Here is a 17,233-nt window from a genome sequence, read left to right as displayed (position 1 = left end):
TCAGCCCCCTCTCGCCAACGGCCCGAACACGAACGCGCCGCCCACGCGGAGAGAGCCGTAGCGCACCGTGCCGACGAAATCGTACCGCGACTGTCCCGTGAGCTGCACGTTGGGCAGCAGATGCACGTCGAGGCCCACCGCGGCGCTGATGCCTAACGACGCCGCGTCCAGCGCGCGCTCGATGAACGTACCGCTCACCGGCGCTCCGTCCACGTTCACGAGATGCGCGGCGATGCCGCCGCTCACCCACGGCGTCATGATGCGCGGCAGCAGCCGGCGCGCCCGGCGCGCGAGCCCCGGCTCCCACCGCACGTCCGGTCCCGCGGAGAGATCCGCCACGCGGATGCGGCCGAGTCGCAGCGTGTCCGCGCGCGACGGCGTGACCACCCGCTGCACCTCGCGCGCGAGCCGCGCCACCTCGGCGTCGGTGTAGCGCGTCGCCCAGTACGACGACACGAACAGCACGCGCACGCCGGGATAGATCTCGCCGTAGTCGGCGTGCAGCGAGTACACGCGCGTGCCGATCGCCTGGCCCGGCCACGCCCACCCGAACGTGATCCCGGCGGTCTGCAGGCGCATCCGGTCCAGTCCAAACAGCGAGAACGCCGCGGGTCGCGCCGCGCGCGCCGAGTCCTCGGCGAGGATCCGCGTCAGGATGCTGTCGCGCATCGCGGAGTCCGACGGCGCGATCGGCAGCGAGTCGCGGCGCGGGAGGGAGTCGCGTCGGGGGATCGTGTCGCGCCGTGGCGTCGAGGGCGTCGGCACCTGCGCGGCCGCACCGCGCGCGCCGAGCGTCGCGCACGCGACGGGCACACCGACGACGAGACCCCACGCGCGCGCCCGAGCCCCGCGAGCCCCGCGAGCCCCGTGCGTCGCACGCGTCGCGCGCGTCACGCGCGCCTCATTCCGCGCGCTCCACCGTCGCGCCCGGGAAGTACGCCCGCAGGATCGCGCGGAAGTCCTGGCCGGCACGCGCGCGCCCGACGGCGCCCCACTGACACATCCCCACTCCGTGACCGTTGCCATTTCCGCGAATCGTCAGGCGCGCGAGGCGCCCGTCCGCGCCCCGCTCCGCGTCGACGGAAAAATAGGTGCTCGGCAGGATATCGCCACCGACCGAGCGCACGGCGAAGCGAATGTCGTTGCCGCGCAGCAGCGCGCGTCCTCCGTCCGTCGCGATCGACAGCACGCCGACCCGGCCGCTGGCCGTGCGCGACGACACCGCGACGTCGCGCACGGCGCCCACCGGCACGCGTGCACCGCTGCCCGCGCGCAGGTAGCGATCGAGCACGCCGCGCAGCGTCGCCTCGTCCCACGTGCGCGTCCACCGGAAGCGCGGCGCGATGTCGCAGTAATAGCGATCCGTGCCCGGGATGCGATCGCTCACGCGCCGCAGCCATGGCTCGTTCTCCGACTGCCACAGCTCGTCGGGATCCGCGGTGCTGCCGCCGCACGACGAGTGATACGGCGCCGACACCACGGCGCCCGCATAGCGGATGACGAGCCCCGTCGTGCTCGCAACCGCGCGATCGGCCGCGGCACGCTCGGCGTCGACGCCGCCGTACACCTGGTCGCTCGTCGTCGCGCGCAGGTCGTACGGCAGCGCGGCCTGACGGATCGCGACGTCGCGCGGCTCGAACTCGGGCAGGCGGCTGTACACGTAGCTGCGCGCCGCCACGGCCTGCGCCTGCAGCGCCGCGGCATCCGCCGGTGCGGGCGCGTCGAGCTCCAGCGGCACCACGCCGCGCAGATAGTCCTCCACCGCGACGCGATTCACGACCGCGATGCCCGCGTTCGTCGCGTGCGCCCACAGCTCGCCGCGCCAGCGCCGGCCGTTGAACGTGAGATAGCCGTCGGACGTCGTCGCGCGCGCGACCAGCGGCCCGTCGCGCCACGGCGTCGCGCCGTCGGGGCCCACCGCGCGCAGCTGCAGCCCGCGCCGCTCCACGCGCCACTCCATGCCCCCGCTCACGCGCGCGAGCGGCGAGCGCGCGTCCTCGCCGAACACGCGCCACTCGCCGGTGCCACCGAACACGGGGAGCGTCGCGCCGGTGGCGAGCGCCACGCGCGCCACGCGTCCGTTGAGCAACGCCGCCACCTCGCCACCCGCCGAGCTGCGCGGCGGCGTCGGGCGTGAGGCCCGCGGCCCGGCGCGCTGCGCACACGCCATCGCCAGCACGGCGCCTAACGTCGCCGCGGTCAGCGCCCGGCCCACGTTCCGCGTCCACTGCATCCGAGCGTCTCCGGGTTCGCGTGTGGCCCGTGGTGCGTGCGCGCCGACTCCGGGCTTATCGACCGTAGCTCCCGACCGTCGGCAACGCGATCGTCGGCAGCGCGCGCCTGCGGCCCGGTCGGCGCGCGGACCATGCCGACACCACGCGCAACGGCGTCGCCACGAAGTCGTAGTCGTCCGCCACCTCGTCGATCCGCGCTTCCACGAACGAGCCCGCGGCGGCATCGGTGTCGAGCCACGTCACGCCGTCCACGTCGTCCGCCTGCCACGGCGCGCGCGCCTGCGCGGGCTCGCCGTCCGCGGCCGCGCGGTCGACGAGCAGCGTCGTCGTGCGTCCCGCGTACTCCTCGTAGCGCTCCGCCGTGATCGCGCGCTGCAGATCCGTTAGGCGCTCGAGGCGCTCGCGCTTGATCGCCTCCGGCACGTCGTCGACCATCGCGTACGCGCGCGTGCCCTCCTGCGGCGAGTACGTGAACGCGCCGACGCGATCGAAGCGGATCTCCTCGAGGAAGTCGAGCAGCTGCTGGAAGTCGGCCTCGGTCTCGCCCGGGAAGCCGACGATGCACGTCGTGCGGATCGCGAGGTCGGGCACGGCGGCGCGGAAGCGCGCGACTTTCTCGCGGATCGTGCGCTGCCGCTCGGGGCGGCGCATGCGCTCCAGCACCGCGTCCGACGCGTGCTGCATCGGCATGTCGAGGTAGCGCAGGATGCGCGGGTTCGCCGCGATCACCTCGAGCAGCCGCGGCGTGATCCCCGTCGAGTACAGGTAGAGATTGCGGATCCACGGAATCGACGTCTCGCGCACGAGCGCCTCGAGCAGCTCGGGTAGCCGCGTGCCGTCGCGGCGGTCGCGCCCGTAGTGCGCGAGATCCTGCGCCACGAGGTTCACCTCGCGCGCGCCCTGCAGCTCCAGCAGCTGCGCCTCGCGCACGATCTCGTCGAGCGAGAACGAGCGATGGCGCCCGCGCATGAGCGGGATCGCGCAGAACGCGCACCCGTGATCGCACCCCTCGCTCACCTTGAGGTAGCGCACGTGCGGCAGCTCGCCGGCGAACAGCCGCACGCCGGGATGTGCGACCAGCGGGTCGGGCGACACCACGCCGCGCGCCGCGAGCTCCGGGATCAGGCGATCGACCTCCGACGCGCCGAGGAACAGGTCGACCTCCGGCAGCGCCTCGGCCAGCTCGCTCTTGTGCCGCTGCACCATGCAGCCCACCGCGACCACGGCCTGACACGCGCCGTCCACCTTGAGCCGCCCCGCGTCGACGATGGCGTCTATCGACTCCTGCTTCGCCGCGTCGATGAAGCCGCACGTGTTCACGAGGATCACCTCGGCCGCCTCCAGATCGTCGGTCGGCTGCGCGCCGTGCGCGACGAGCTGGGCGAGATAGCGCTCGCTGTCGACGGTGTTCTTGTCGCAGCCGAGGGTGACGAGAGCGACTTTCACGACGGAGGTGGCTCGAGGAACGGCGGTGACACGCAGAACTGCTTGCTACTCCGCAACTTAGCCGAACGTTCCCGATCCCTCAACCGACCGCCGTCACGGGTTCGCGAGCGTCAGCGCCTGCACGATCGACCCGGTCCGCGGCGCGCAGCCCGGCGCCGGCGGCGAGCGCGTGCCGACGAGCTGCAGCTGCTGCGGGCCGTTCGGGTACAGCGGCGCCCCGGCCGCGTCGCGCGCCGCGGTGTTCACGGTGAACACCACCGGTGCGACCGGAGCGTCTGGTGCAGCCTGCGGCACCGGCCGTGTCTCGACGGAGCGGCCCGCGAGCCGCAGCTCGACGGTCGCGAACGTCGTCGGATCGACGTTCGCCGTCACCGTCACCAGGCCGCGCACCGCCGCGAGGTCCACCGCGGTCGGCGGCGATCCGGTGGTGATCGACTGGATCGTTAGGCGCAGGACCGCGAGCTCCGCGACGGTGACCGGCAGCGTCACCGGAATGCGCTGACCGCCGTGCACGACATCGATGTTCAGCGTCGTGATGCCCGCGCCGACGCCGAGGACCACTCCATCCGTCGTGACCTGCGCGACGCACGAATCCGCGGACCGGAACGCGAGCGCGATCGATTCGCCACCGAAACCGTGCACCGTCACTCGCTGCGTCTGTCCGATGCCGACCCGCACCGACGTCGGGTCCACGGTGAACGATGGACCCTTCGTCACCACGACCGGCTCGTCGCTCCCGCAGCCGATGGCGGTGAGCAGCACGAGCGATGTGACCACCCGGCGCATCATCGATAGTTCCCGAACTTCAGCTCCACGCCGTAGTCGCCCTTCCGCAGCACCGCGATCGCTTCCTGCAGCTCGTCGCGCGACGGCGCGCTGACGCGCACCTGATCGCCCTGGATCGCCGCCTGCACCTTCTTCAGCTTCGCGGCCTTGATGTCCGCGGCGACCTTGCGCGCGGTCTCCGAATCGAGCGCGGTCTTCAGCTTGATTTCGCGGCGTACGGTGTCGCCGCCCGCCTGCTTGATCTCGCCGATGTCGAGGTTCTTCACCGGTACGCCGCGGCGAATCAGCTTCGACTGCAGCACGTCGAACAGCGCGGTCATCTGGAACTCGCTGTCCGCCGTCAGCGCGAGCAGCTCCTCGCCGCGGCGGAAATCGATCTCGGCGCGCGATCCCTTGAAGTCGTATCGCTGCGCGATCTCCTTCTGCGCCTGGTTCACGGCGTTGTCCACTTCCTGGAGATCGACGCCGGTCGTGACGTCGAACGACGAGAGCTGGGCCATCGGAGCGTACCCGGTGGACGTGTGAGGGGAGCACGTGAGCGCGGGCCCGGAGCGATCGCTCCGGGCCCGCGCGTCGAGCACGACTGCGAGCTTACTGGCCGATCGCGTTGAACACCACGCCGACGCCGAGGCCCACGACCGACGCCGAGAGCGAGTTCGGGCCGGGCTGCGTGCTCAGGCGCCACGAGATGCGCGCGATACCGTTCGCGTCGGTCTGCGCGGTCGGGTTCGAGACGGTGCCGTTGCCGTTCGGGATGAACTGCACCGTCACGCCGGCGAGCGGCTGACCCGCCGCGTTCTTCACGAGCACGGCCGGCTGCGTCGGCACCAGCGTCCCGGCCGGCGCCGTCTGCGCGTCGCCCGCGAAGATGGTGACGACCGCCGACGTCGGGATCGCCGTACCCGTCGCCGTGAACACGATCGGGTTGTTCGTGATGCTGGGGGCGGAGACGGTCGCGTTCAGGATGTTCTGCCCCGGCGCGCCACCGAGCTGCCAGCCCACGGCCGCGCGCCCGTTCACGTCCGTCGGCACCGAGAAGCCGTTGTTGATCGGGATCACGTCATTGCTGAGCGGCAGGAGGCCGGCGCCCTGGTTCCCCGGGTTCACCTGGAAGTTCACCAGCACGCCCGCCACCGGCCTGCCGTTCGCGTCGCGCACCTCGACCGTCGGGTTGATGCCGACCATGGTGCCCGCCGTCGCCGACTGGCCGTTGCCCTGGACCTCGCGCACGATCGTCGGAACGTTCTGCTGCACGACGGCGATGAACACCACCGCGTTCAGGTTGCCGACGTTCGCCGTGACGACCGCGGTGTCGATCACCGCGCCGGCGTCGAGTCGCACGCTCGCCTGGCCCTGCGCGTTCGTCTGCACCGACGTCGCGGTGAGCGTCCCGGCCTTCGCCGAGTCGATGGCGAACGTCACGGTCTGGCCCTGCACCGGGAAGCCCGCGGCGTCGCGCACGAGCACCGTGAACGGACCGGATTGCGAGAACGCCGTCACGACGACCGTGTCCGGCGTGACCTTCGTGATCGTCGCCGGCGCGCCCGCCTGACCGGTCGCGGTGAACACCGCGGGCGGCAGGCCGGCGACGCGCGCCTCGAACGTGTTCGTCCCCGGCGTCGCGCCGACCGTGAAGCCGCCGGCCGCGGCGATGCCCTGCGCGTTCGTCGTCTGCGTGCCGCCGAGCACCGAGCCATTGCCGCTCGTCGGCACGAACGTCACCGTCACGCCCGACACGGGGTTGCCGAACTGGTCGCGCACGAGCACCGACGGCGCCGCGGTGAGCGGCGATCCTGCGGGCACCGACTGGTTGTTGCCGCTCTGGATCGTCACCGTGGCCGGCGCGCCGGCCGTGCCGGCGATCGTGAACACGGTGCTGCCGACGCCCTGCACGTTCGCCGTGATGATGTTCGGTCCGACCGTCTGACCGAGCGTGAGGCCGCCGAGCGTCGCGATGCCCTGCGCGTTCGTCGTCTGCGTCGCGCCGGTCACCGTGCCGCCACCACTCGTGACCGTGAACGTCACCTGGGCGCCAGCGACGGGATTGTTGTTCGCGTCGGTCACCAGCACCTGCGGCAGGTTCGTCGCACCGAGCGCGACGCCGGCCACGCCGGAGATGTTCGTGCCGCGCTGCGCCGTCACGCGCGAGGCGGCGCCTGCGGTGCCGGTCGCCGTGAAGCTGGTCGTGAGCGGCGATGTCAGCGTGGGATCGACGACCTGCGCGGTCAGCGTGTTCGCACCCGCGGTGCTGCCGAGCGTGAAGCTGCCGACGGTGGCGATGCCCTGCGCGTTGGTCGTCGCGACGGCGTTGGTCACCGAGCCGCCGCCGCTCGCGACGGTGAACACCACGCTGATGCCTTGCACCGGATTACCGGCGGCATCCTTCACCAGCACCGACGGAGCGGTGGTGACGGCGGTGCCGACGGCGGCCGACTGGTTGTTCCCCGCCTGGACGGTGATGCTCGCCGGCTTGCCGGGGCTCACCGTCGCCGAGAACGTGATCGGGGTGACGCCGGCGACGGTGGCGTTCAGCGTCTGCGTGCCGACGGCGGTACCGAGCGTCCACGTCGTCGTGGCCTGGCCGTTCGCGTCGGTGCTGACGGTGGAGGGATTTGCGGTCCCCGTGGTCGGCGTGAACGTCACGCCCTGCCCGGAGAGCGGATTGCCGTTCGAGTTGAGGACGCGAACGGTGACCTGCACGGCATCGCCGGCGCGACCGGTGACCGTCTGGCTGCCGACGGCGACGATCGAGCTGGGATTGGTCGGCTCCGTCGTGTTGTCGCAGGCGGTAGCGACGACGAACGCGCCGAGCAGGGCGACGCGTGCGAGTGCGCGAGGACGAAATAGGCGCATGGGTGATGCGGGCGAGTGGTGGATGGACGCGCCGATCGATCACGCCTCGGCGAGGTCGACCGGGAGCGGCCGGACACCCTGCAAGCGAAGCGCCGATCGCGTGCGCGACGCGAGGGTTTCGGTGTGCGCCAGTCACTTCGACGGGTTCGGGCCGCCCGGCGTCGGGGGCACACGGACCTGCGGCGACCAAGGCTGCGTCTCGGGCGTCGGCCACGGGCCATCGCGCGCGGCTGCGTGCGTCTGCTTCGGCACCGTGGGCTGTCGCGGCGGCGCGACACCGGAGCGGGAAGCTAATGGGGCGCGCGCGGGGCGCGCCACCGGCCCGCCTGCCGTGGGGGGGAAAGCACGAAGGGCCCCGCCTTTCGGCGGAGCCCTTCGCTTCGAGCGACTAGTCGATGACTAGCTCATTACGGGATCACGTTGACCTGGATCGGACCCGCGATCAGCGCGTCGCCGTTCGCCGAGACACCGACCGCGATCACGTCGTAGGTGTTCTGGCCACCCTGCGGCGCGAAGATGAGCGGCGTCGTCGCCGACGTCAGCGTGAAGGACGACGTGATCACGCGCTGGCCCGGGAACGCTGCCGGGTTGTCCTGCACGAGACCCGCCGGGATCGAACCGATGAACTGGTACGTCGGCGCGCCGTTCGGGCCGAGACCCGTGTTGACGTACAGCTCGATCCGCTGGAAGGGCGAGATGAACGTCCCCGCCGTACCCGTCTGGACCGTCTGGATCGTCGCCGACGTCGCCGTGTTGGCCGTCCCGCCACCCGAGATCGTGATGGCGTTGCCCGGCGCGTTGTTGCCGGTGAAGGCCTGCAGCGAGAACGTGATCAGGTTCGACACCACGCTGCCCGTCGCGAACGACTGCGGCGTGCCCGCGATGTTGTTACGCGGGATCTGCACCGTGGCGACGGCGGTGTTGTTCGCGAGGTCCGCGACGATCGCCGACACTTCGCTGGCGATGATCGGCGAGCCCGGCGCACCGGCCGCGCTGGTGAAGGCGATCGAGCGGACGAAGTTCGGAACCGTCAGCGCGATGGCCTGGTTGTTGGCCGTGAAGACGTTGTCGAACGCCGTGCCGATCGCGACCGGCGGGTAACGGAGGTTCAGCGTCCCCGTGTAGCCGATCGAGGCCGAGACCGAGCCGAGCTCCAGGTTGTCGCTGGCGGCAACCGTGAAGTTGGCCGGCTGGTTGCCCGTGATCACCTGCGGCAGCGAGATGCCGCCGGCGAACGGCGCCTTCGCGTCCACCACCACGATGCGGGTGACCGACGTCGAGACGTTGCCCGCCTGGTCGCGCGCCTGGGCCGTGATGGAGTACTGGCCGTTCGCGTTGCCCGGCAGCGTGATGCTGCCCGCGACCGCGATCGGGGCGCACGTGCCACCCGGGGTGTCAGCGAACGTCAGGTTACCAGCCGCGTCCGCGCTGATCGCGCAGTACGTGCCCGGGGCGCTCGTCGTGAGCGAGCTGTTGCTGGCGACGTCCGGCTGGTTGCCGACCGGCGTCGTCGTCGAGCTGATGCGAGCCGTGCGCGAGACCGTGACGAGGATCGGGTTGAGACCGAAGCCCGTCTCGTCGGCACCCGCGAACTGGAAGGTCAGCGGAGCGCCGTTCGTCGTGACGGTGTTCTGCGTGAAGCCCGCCGTCTGCTGGACCGTCGGAGCGGCCACGTCGACGCCGAACGACACGAACTGGTTGCCGCTGACCGCGGTACCCGTCGCGTTGATCGTGAGCGGACCGCCGCCCACACCGCTGCCCACGCGCTGGTTCCGGCGGTTGCCGAGCGCGTCGACGAGCGAGATGGCGACGTTGAACGCCGTGTTCGAGGCGTTCGGGGCGAGCTGCGAGCCGGTCGTGATCGCCGTGCCGCCCGTCAGCGTCGTCGCGCTGGTCGAGCTGCCGGCGAAGAACTGCACCGACACGCGATCCACGCCGCCGAAGTCAGGGTTCGCCGTCGTCGTGCCGCTCAGGATGTTGTTCGCGGTGACGAGGAACTGCGGCGTCAGCGAGTTCTGGAAGTTGAACCCACCGTTGATGAAGCCGACGAACGAGGTACCCGTGTTGGCGAAGTTCGCCGACGGCGGGCCCGCGGTCGGGTTGCCGAAGTTGATCGCCGGCTGCGGGTTCTGGTTGTCGATGAAGATCGGCGAGGCGACGGTGTTGCCGAAGCCGCCGTTGAAGCCGGCCGGCTGACCGGCGGCGTTCAGGACGGTCGTGTTGCCCGTGCCCGCCTGCGTGCCGACGACGACCAGCGTACCGCCGCCCGTGTAGATACCCTGCGGGTTGAAGGCCGGCGCGATGCCGGCGTTCGGCGACGTGTAGCCGGCGAGCGAGCGCTGGCCGAGCGGGTCACCGTTCGGGTTGAAGACGTCGCCCGAGCCACCCGGGAAGGTGACCGAGTACGACGCGGCGCCCGACGTGGCCGAAGCGGTGCGCTGCTCCACGATCCCGTTCGCGTCCTGCAGCGAGATCGTGAACGACTGCGTGCCCGGGTTCACGACCGGCGTGAAGTTCACCGGGAGAACCGTGACCGTGATGTCACCGGCGCGCCACAGCACGCCCTGCGGACCGGTCGCCTGACCGGTCGCGTTCACCGCGGCCTGCGAGGCCGACGGCGTGTTCGCGACGTTGACGAAGAAGCCCGACGCGTTGTTGACCGTCAGGATCTGCTGGATCGTCGCCGTCTGCTGCGTGCCCGGGCCCGTGCCCGTCGTGCCGGTGTGGAAGAACACCGTCGCGCTCAGCGGCTGCTGGCCGTTCGTGACGAGCGGCACACCAGTCGTCGAGTTGAACTGCGACGTGTTGAGCTGGCACGTGATCGGCGCGACGTCCGCCGAGCCGTTCTGGAGCGCCGCGCGATACGCGGCCGCGAGCTGCGCCGTGAACGTCTGGCAGTTCACGCGCTGACCACCGATCACCACGACGACGCTGTCCGGCCGGTTGTCGCCCGGATCGAGGTTCATCGTGAGGAACAGGTTGCCGCCAACGTTCGTGAGGTCGGCCGGCTGACGGCCGTTCGGGCCGATGACGTCGACGCTCTGGATCGTGAGGCGGACCGGCGCGAGCGCGCCGACCGTGAGGCCGATCGTCTGACGGATGTTCGTGTCAGCGACGGACTTCACCGTGATGACCGACTGACCCGCGCTCACCGCCGTGATCGTGCAGGGCGAGGTCGTGCCGCCGGAGATCGTCGCGACGCTGGTCGTCGACGAGGTGCAGGTCACGCCGGTCGAGGTACCCGCCGGAGCGCCCGGGGCCAGGGTCACCGTCGTCGCGATCTGCGACGTCTGACCGACCTGGAGCGTCAGCGTGCTCGAGCCGACCGTGAGGCTCTGGACGAGCGACTGCGCGGTGACCGTCACCGGAATCGTCGCCTTGAGGTTCGGGTTCGCGACCGACGACGCCGTGATCGTCGTCGTACCCGCCTTCACGCCGGTCACGACACCCGTCGTCGAGTTGACCGTCGCGATCGTCGGATCGCCCGAGGTCCACGTCACAGCCGTCGACGTGTTCGCCGGGGCGCCCGGCGCGAGGCTCACCGTCGCGGCGAGCGTCGTCGTGCCACCAACCGAGACCGTCGCCGAACCCTGCGAGATCTGCACGGCGAGCACATTGCTCTGCGCCGCGTTGATCGTCACCGGGATCGTCGCCGGGAACGTCTGGCCGTTGCTGGTGACCGTCACGTTGATGACGCCAGCGCCCGCCGTGTTACAAACGACCGTGGCGCCGCTCGCGCCAGCCGGCGTCACCGTGAGATTGCTGCCGCCCGACGCAAAGGCGATCGACGTGTTGCTGCCACCGGTCACCGTCACGCCGACCGCCACCGTCTGACCCGTCGTACAAGTCAGCGAGGTGGGGTTGAGCGTAATGGTGGGCGCCGGAGGCGTGACCGTGACGTCATCACCGCACGCCGCGAGGCCGAAGCCCACGGCGCCGACGACGAGTGCACGCCAATTGACGAGTCTCATTCGCTAGGTCCTCTGTTGTTGCCTGGTGTGGCGGATCGAATCCGCCGGGAGTGCGCACTCAGCGCGGTCCTACCGTCGTGCACTTGCTCACGAACTTGCTGGCTTGCCACCCGCCCGAGCTGCGACGGGGTCCTGCACGAGCACCTTCCTCTCACAAGAGTCTCGCAGAACCGGACACCTCCTGGAGAATGGGCACACTACGCCCCCGAGGGGGCACTGTCGCATAGACGCCGCAACCTATCCAGCCTCGAATCATTGTCAAGCACGCTTCCCCCTACGCCGTGCGGCGGAAGTACCTCGTGCTGTGACCATGACGCGGTGTATCCGTGCTGCGTCGACGACGACATCGGTAGGAGCCACCCTGACTCGCTGGTGCGGCCCGGCGCCGCGCAAACCGTGTGCGCGACGCTGCCGTTACCGCGAAATGACCGACGAAGGCCCCGCCGCGTAACGCGGCCGTCGGAATCAGGGGGCGGGTGGGAAGGACGAGAGGGGGGGCCGGCGCGTCACGCCGGCCCGGAAGGGCTCAACCGAGGAAGGACTCGAGCGCGCGCGCGCGCGAGACGTGCCGCAGCCGCGACAGCGCCTTCTCCTTGATCTGCCGCACCCGCTCGCGCGTGATCCCGAGCAGGGCGCCGATCTGCTCCAGCGTCATCGGCTCCTCGCCGTCCAGACCGAAGTAGAGTCGGAGGATCTTCGACTCCCGCTCCTTCAGCCCCGACAGCGACTCCTCCACCGCCTCCGTGAGCGCCTTCTCGAACGTCTGCTCGTCGGGCGTCGGGTTCACGTTGTCGGCGAGATAGTCCAGCAGGCGGTTGTCCTCGCCCGGCGTGAGCGGCGCGTCGAGCGAGAGGTGGGCCTGCGAGATCGACATCGTCTTCGCGACCTCTTCCTCCGACAGATCCATCCCCTCGGCGATCTCGGCGTGCGTCGCCTCGCGCCCGAGCTCCTGCAGCAGCGAGTTCGCCCGCTTGCCAATCCGATGCAGCGTGCCCGCGCGATTCAGCGGCACGCGCACGATGCGCGACTGCTCCGCCAGCGCCTGGAGGATCGCCTGCCGGATCCACCACACGGCGTAGGAGATGAACTTGATCCCCTTCGTCTCGTCGAACTTGTGGGCCGCCCGGATCAGGCCGAGGTTCCCCTCGTTGATCAGATCCGAGAGCGAGACGCCCTGGTTCTGATACTTCTTCGCGACGGACACGACGAAGCGCAGGTTCGACCGAACCAGTTTGTCGAGCGCCTCCTGGTCACCGGTGCGGATCCGGCGCGCGAGGTCGGCCTCCTCCTCGCGCGAGATCAGCGGGTACGCGGAGATGTCCCGAAGGTACTGGTCGAGCGACCCTTCTTCGTAGGAGTGCTTCTTGGAGGCGGGCGTGACGGCCATGGGGACCTACGGCTCCTCGTGCCACGGTGCAACGGTTCGCGCGTGCCGCGTCGCACGGCACGAACTCCGGTGGGGACTGCAGGCGCCGCGGGCCCGGACTCCGCTGCGCGACGTCGGAGACGTCGAGGGGGACGATCTATCGCACACGCTCGCCGAGGCGGGACCAGCGAATGGCCCTCAACCAGGCGAGTCGATCGGCACTATCGGGAGCGTAGCTGTAATACACGACCATCGGGCGGCCGCGCACGAGCGAGTCGGGCACGAAGCCCCAGTACCGGCTGTCGAGCGAGTTGTCGCGATTGTCGCCGAGCACGAAGTAGCTGCCACGGGGGACGATCAACGGCCCCCAATTGTTTCGCGACGGATGATCGCCCGGATCGCGCGTCGCGACGGCCAGTTCACCCGCCACGGCACTGGTCGGTGCCGCCACCGCGGAGCGCACCACGTAGTCGCGCTGCCAGCGGAACTCCTCGAACGTGGGGTCGACGCCCGGCTCGGTGTGCGTCACGTACTGCTCGCGCTGCGCATGGCCGTTCACGAACAGCTCGCCGTCCCGCATCATGAGCGTGTCGCCCGGCACGCCGACCAGCCGCTTCACGAAGTTCTTGCTCGGATCCTCCGGCCACTGGAACACCAGCACGTCGCCGCGCTGCGGATCGCGCAGCCGCGGGAGACGCTGGCCGGTGAACGGCACCTCGGCCCCGTACACCAGCTTGTTCACCAGCAGAAAGTCCCCCACGAGCAGCGTGTGCTCCATGCTGCCGCTGGGGATCTTGTACGCCTCGACGAGAAACGTCTTGAGAACGAGGAAGAGCAGGAACGCGATCTGGAGCACCTTCGCCCACTCCCACAGCCATCCGATCCGCAGCCGCGGGACGTGGTTCACACGACGCAGAGCCTCGGCGCGTGCCACATGGGTGGCGTAACCGCGATCGACCGGACAGGTGGGAGAGACGGCCGAACCGGTGCTCGAGTCCATGTACGACGTGGTCGAAGCCGGCGTGAAAGGCGGGAGGGTCACGGTGCGCGCCGACGCGCGTTGGAATCAAACCGCTCCCTGTCAAGGGCGCAAGCCGACGAGCCGGCCTCTATCCGTATCACTACGCGCACCATCATGTTCCGGTTGGAGACTACTCACATGACGCGCGCGTCACAAACGTTGCCAGCATCCTACGCGCGGACGGGAAGCTCCGTTGGGCCCACGGCAGGGCTCCCCGTCCATACGCGGTAGGGCGCCCGACTCAATCAGGCGTTCCCAGATAGTTGTCGATCTGGGCACGCTGCAGCGTGCCCGAGTAATCGAGGTACCCAACCTTCGTCTCCGAATAGAACTCGTAGACCTCCCAGCCGCCCTCGCGGTGGCCGTTGCCGGTCTGCTTCACGCCACCGAACGGCAGGTGCGCCTCGGCACCGATGGTCGGGGCGTTGATGTAGGTGATGCCGTTGTCGAGCGTCTCCAGCGCGCGGAAGGCGAGGTTCACGTCGCGCGTGTACAGCGACGACGAGAGCCCGTACTTCACGTCGTTGTTGATGCGGAACGCCTCGTCGGCCGAGTCGACGCGGATCACCGACAGCACCGGGCCGAAGATCTCCTCCTGCTCGAGCCGGCTCCCCGCCTTCACGCCGGCGAAGATCGTCGGCTGGAAGAAGTGGCCGTTCTGCAGGTCCTTGCCACTCGGGCGCTCGCCGCCGAGCACGAGGTCGGCCTTCTCCTTCTGCCCGATCTCCACGTAGCTCTCGACCTTCTCGCGCGACGCTTCGTGGATCAGCGGCCCGACGTCGGTGCCATCCTTCCGGCCGTCGCCCAGTCGGAGCGCCGAGGCGCGCTTCTCGAGGTCGGCGAGGAAGCGGTCGTGGATCCCCTTCTGGAGGATGAGGCGGCTGGTCGCCGTGCACCGCTGCCCGGTGGTCCCGAACGCCCCCCACAGCACGCCCTCGAGCGCGAGGTCGAGGTCGGCGTCGTCGAGCACGATCTGGGCGTTCTTGCCGCCCATCTCCAGCGACAGCCGCTTGTGCATCCGGCCGCACGTCTCGCCGACGATCCGGCCCGTCTCCGTTGACCCGGTAAAGGAGATGACGGGCACATCCGGATGCTCAACGATCGATTTCCCAACGGTTTCGCCGAATCCGTGGACGAGCTGGATGACCTCCGGCGGCAGCCCGGCCTCGAGCAGGATCTCGACGAGCACGTGGCCCGTGTGCGGCACGTCCTCGGCTGGCTTGAAGACGCACGCGTTCCCGCACAGGAGCGCCGGGAACATCTTCCAGGTGGGGATGGCCATCGGGAAGTTGAACGGCGTGATGATGCCGCAGACGCCGACGGGGCGGCGGAAGCTCATCGCCCACTTGCTCCGTAGCTCGCTCGGCACCGTGTGGCCGAACAGCCGACGCCCCTCCGTGGCCGCGTAAAAGGCCGTATCGATCCCCTCCTGCACGTCGCCGCGCGTCTCGTTCAGCGGCTTGCCCATCTCGCGCGTCATCAGATCGGCGATCTCCTCCTTGCGACGGACCATGAGGTCGCCGACGCGACGGAGGACGTCGCCACGGGCGGGCGCCGGCGTCCGCCGCCAGAGCGCGAAGCCGCGCTGCGCGCTCTCCACGGCGCGCTGCACGTCCTCGGCGCCCGAGCGCGGGAAGCGACCGACGAGGTCCGTGGTATCCGCGGGGTTGCGGTTCTCGAAGTAGTCGCCCGTGGATGGCTCGACCCACTCACCGCCGATGAAGTTCTTGAAGGTCGTCATGTGCACGCTGGTCGTGGCCGGTGGGCGCCGTGGCGCCCCCGGCGGATTGCGGTCGCGACGGAACTCCGCCGCGTCACGCGGTGAATCTAGTGGCGCGATCCCGCGCCCCGGGGTCGAACCCGTGGAACGCACGCGCCCGCGTTGGCGGGACGTCCACGCTCGCTCGTAACTTGTTGGCCATGCTGATCCACCGCCGCATCGCGCGCCGCCTGCTGGCAGCGCCGATCCTCGCGGGCGCGCTGCTCGTGCCCGCCCTTCTCTCCGCGCAGGCCGCGCCCCGCCCCGGGACGCTCGGCCCATCGCGCCCCGCCGCGCCACCGCCCCGCCAGCCGACGCCCACCGCACCCGGCGCCGCGGCTCCCCTCCCGGTGCTCCGGGGCGACACGACACGCCCGATGGCGCTGTTCGGCACCGTCTATGACAGCCTCTCGCAGACGCCGCTCCGCGACGCCACCGTGCAGGTCGTGAGCGAGACCGACCGGTCGCAGTCGTTCGTCGGCACGACGGACTCGGAGGGGCGCTATCGCATCACGGGGGTGAAGCCGGGGCGCTACCTCGCCGGCTTCTACCACGAGATGCTCGACGCGGTCGGCCTCGAGCAGCCCGTGATGCGAGTGCTCATCCAGCCAGACACCGCGGCGCGGCTCGACTTCGGGATCCCGGGGCAGCGCACGCTGCGCGCGCTGGTGTGCAACGCGCCGCCGGGCGACACCACCGGCGCGCTCGTCGGCGTGGTGCGCGACGCCGAGTCCGGGAACGCCGTGCCGAACGCGAAGGTCGTCGTGACCTGGAACGAGCTGCAGATCACCCCGGCGGGCCTGCGCAACGCCCACCGCCGCTATCCGGCGAAGGTGCGCCCGAGCGGGGGCTACGTGATCTGCGGCCTGCCACCGGACGGCAGCGTGGAGGCGAACGCCGAGGCGCCCGGGCGGCCCGGCGGCGTGATCGACGTGCAGGTGCCGCCGCGCGGCATCGTGCGCCGCGACTTCTTCCTCGGCGACTCCACGTCCGTCATTGCGGTGCAGCTGCCGGACACCATGGCCGCGATCGAGAAGCGGCCCGCCAACCCCATCACGGTCACCCGCGGCAACGCGCGCCTGACGGGCACCGTGAAGGGGCGCGACGGCCGCGTGCTCACCGGCGCCCGCCTGCAGGTGTGGGGCAGCGGGGTCCAGGGACGCACGACCGACAACGGCGCCTTCTCGCTCGGCGGGCTTCCGGCCGGGACCTACAGCCTCGAGGTGCGCGCCATCGGCTACGAGCCGAAGCGCGTCGCGGTGGACCTGTCGGCGAAGCGCCCGGCGAACGTCGACGTGGTGCTGGAGAAGCAGGTCGCCGTGCTCGCGGGCGTCACCGTCACCGGGCAGCGCACGAAGGCGGAGACCGACTACAACGGGTTCCTCGAGCGGAAGAAGAACGGCTTCGGCCGCTATTTCACGCAGGAGGACATCGAGAACCGGAACCCGATGGTGATGACCGACATCATGCGCATGTCGCCCGGCATGCAGGTGTCGCCGAACGGCTCCTTCGGCTACGTGCTGCGCGGCCGCGGCGGGTGCACGCCGGAGATCTTCCTCGACGGCATGCGGGTGATGCAGGGCGCCGATGACCTCGACAACATCGTGCGGCCCACCGAGGTCTCGGGCGTCGAGGTGTACAACAACGCGTCGAGCGCACCCGCGCAGTACGGCGGCTCCGCGGGCGGCGACTGCGGGGTGGTGCTGATCTGGACGAAGCGCGGCGGGCCGAACCCGCGGCGCTGAGCGCTACGAGCCGGCGACGCGATGGGGGGCGACCGCATGGTCGCCCCCCATC

The 17,233-nt window shown here is 70.5% G+C and carries 11 protein-coding genes; 1 reads left to right on the top strand and 10 read right to left on the bottom strand.

Annotated elements, in window-relative coordinates:
• The 10 genes from J421_RS14680 to J421_RS14635 form a co-directional block, all read right to left on the bottom strand.
• Positions 1–813, bottom strand: a complete 813-nt coding sequence (locus tag J421_RS14680) for a DUF3611 family protein (protein ID WP_025411936.1) — start codon at positions 811–813, stop codon at positions 1–3.
• 88 nt (positions 814–901) lie between these two features.
• Positions 902–2,233 (bottom strand): SpoIID/LytB domain-containing protein, encoded by a 1,332-nt coding sequence (locus J421_RS14675; RefSeq protein ID WP_025411935.1) that lies wholly within the window; start codon positions 2,231–2,233, stop codon positions 902–904.
• Between the two features lie 55 nt (positions 2,234–2,288).
• Positions 2,289–3,680, bottom strand: a complete 1,392-nt coding sequence (gene rimO, locus J421_RS14670) for a 30S ribosomal protein S12 methylthiotransferase RimO (protein ID WP_025411934.1) — start codon at positions 3,678–3,680, stop codon at positions 2,289–2,291.
• A 93-nt stretch (positions 3,681–3,773) separates the two neighbouring features.
• A complete protein-coding gene (locus tag J421_RS14665) occupies positions 3,774–4,469 on the bottom strand; it encodes a hypothetical protein (RefSeq protein ID WP_148306333.1) in 696 nt (231 codons plus the stop codon).
• On the bottom strand, positions 4,466–4,966 hold the full coding sequence (locus tag J421_RS14660; RefSeq protein ID WP_025411932.1) for a YajQ family cyclic di-GMP-binding protein: 501 nt from the start codon (positions 4,964–4,966) through the stop codon (positions 4,466–4,468). The genes J421_RS14665 and J421_RS14660 overlap by 4 nt, the downstream gene beginning before the upstream one ends.
• A gap of 91 nt (positions 4,967–5,057) precedes the next feature.
• Positions 5,058–7,319, bottom strand: a complete 2,262-nt coding sequence (locus J421_RS14655) for a beta strand repeat-containing protein (protein ID WP_104022638.1) — start codon at positions 7,317–7,319, stop codon at positions 5,058–5,060.
• A gap of 407 nt (positions 7,320–7,726) precedes the next feature.
• On the bottom strand, positions 7,727–11,290 hold the full coding sequence (locus J421_RS14650; RefSeq protein WP_104022637.1) for a beta strand repeat-containing protein: 3,564 nt from the start codon (positions 11,288–11,290) through the stop codon (positions 7,727–7,729).
• Positions 11,291–11,816: 526 nt separating this feature from the next.
• Entirely contained in the window at positions 11,817–12,677 is an 861-nt protein-coding gene (locus J421_RS14645) for a sigma-70 family RNA polymerase sigma factor (protein WP_025411928.1), read from the bottom strand.
• 136 nt (positions 12,678–12,813) lie between these two features.
• Complete coding sequence (gene lepB, locus J421_RS14640; RefSeq protein ID WP_158508800.1) at positions 12,814–13,563, bottom strand: signal peptidase I; 750 nt, start codon at positions 13,561–13,563, stop codon at positions 12,814–12,816.
• A gap of 355 nt (positions 13,564–13,918) precedes the next feature.
• Complete coding sequence (locus tag J421_RS14635; RefSeq protein ID WP_025411926.1) at positions 13,919–15,418, bottom strand: aldehyde dehydrogenase family protein; 1,500 nt, start codon at positions 15,416–15,418, stop codon at positions 13,919–13,921.
• Between the two features lie 179 nt (positions 15,419–15,597).
• Between J421_RS14635 and J421_RS14630 the strand changes: the two genes are divergently transcribed.
• On the top strand, positions 15,598–17,181 hold the full coding sequence (locus tag J421_RS14630; RefSeq protein ID WP_025411925.1) for an MSCRAMM family protein: 1,584 nt from the start codon (positions 15,598–15,600) through the stop codon (positions 17,179–17,181).
• Positions 17,182–17,233 lie beyond the last annotated feature (52 nt).

The sequence above is a fragment of the Gemmatirosa kalamazoonensis genome, from assembly GCF_000522985.1.
GTDB classification, from domain to species: domain Bacteria; phylum Gemmatimonadota; class Gemmatimonadetes; order Gemmatimonadales; family Gemmatimonadaceae; genus Gemmatirosa; species Gemmatirosa kalamazoonensis.
Note: the sequence above shows the minus strand (reverse complement) of the source record. Positions and strands in the feature narration are given on the sequence as shown.

Excerpts from the sequence above, each read along its gene's own strand:
- J421_RS14675 (WP_025411935.1), bottom strand. The coding sequence starts at position 2,233 with ATGCAGTGGACGCGGAACGTGGGCCGGGCGCTGACCGCGGCGACGTTA.
- J421_RS14665 (WP_148306333.1), bottom strand. The coding sequence starts at position 4,469 with ATGATGCGCCGGGTGGTCACATCGCTCGTGCTGCTCACCGCCATCGGC.
- J421_RS14660 (WP_025411932.1), bottom strand. The coding sequence starts at position 4,966 with ATGGCCCAGCTCTCGTCGTTCGACGTCACGACCGGCGTCGATCTCCAG.
- J421_RS14655 (WP_104022638.1), bottom strand. The coding sequence starts at position 7,319 with ATGCGCCTATTTCGTCCTCGCGCACTCGCACGCGTCGCCCTGCTCGGC.
- J421_RS14650 (WP_104022637.1), bottom strand. The coding sequence starts at position 11,290 with ATGAGACTCGTCAATTGGCGTGCACTCGTCGTCGGCGCCGTGGGCTTC.
- J421_RS14645 (WP_025411928.1), bottom strand. The coding sequence starts at position 12,677 with ATGGCCGTCACGCCCGCCTCCAAGAAGCACTCCTACGAAGAAGGGTCG.
- J421_RS14635 (WP_025411926.1), bottom strand. The coding sequence starts at position 15,418 with ATGACGACCTTCAAGAACTTCATCGGCGGTGAGTGGGTCGAGCCATCC.
- J421_RS14630 (WP_025411925.1), top strand. The coding sequence starts at position 15,598 with ATGCTGATCCACCGCCGCATCGCGCGCCGCCTGCTGGCAGCGCCGATC.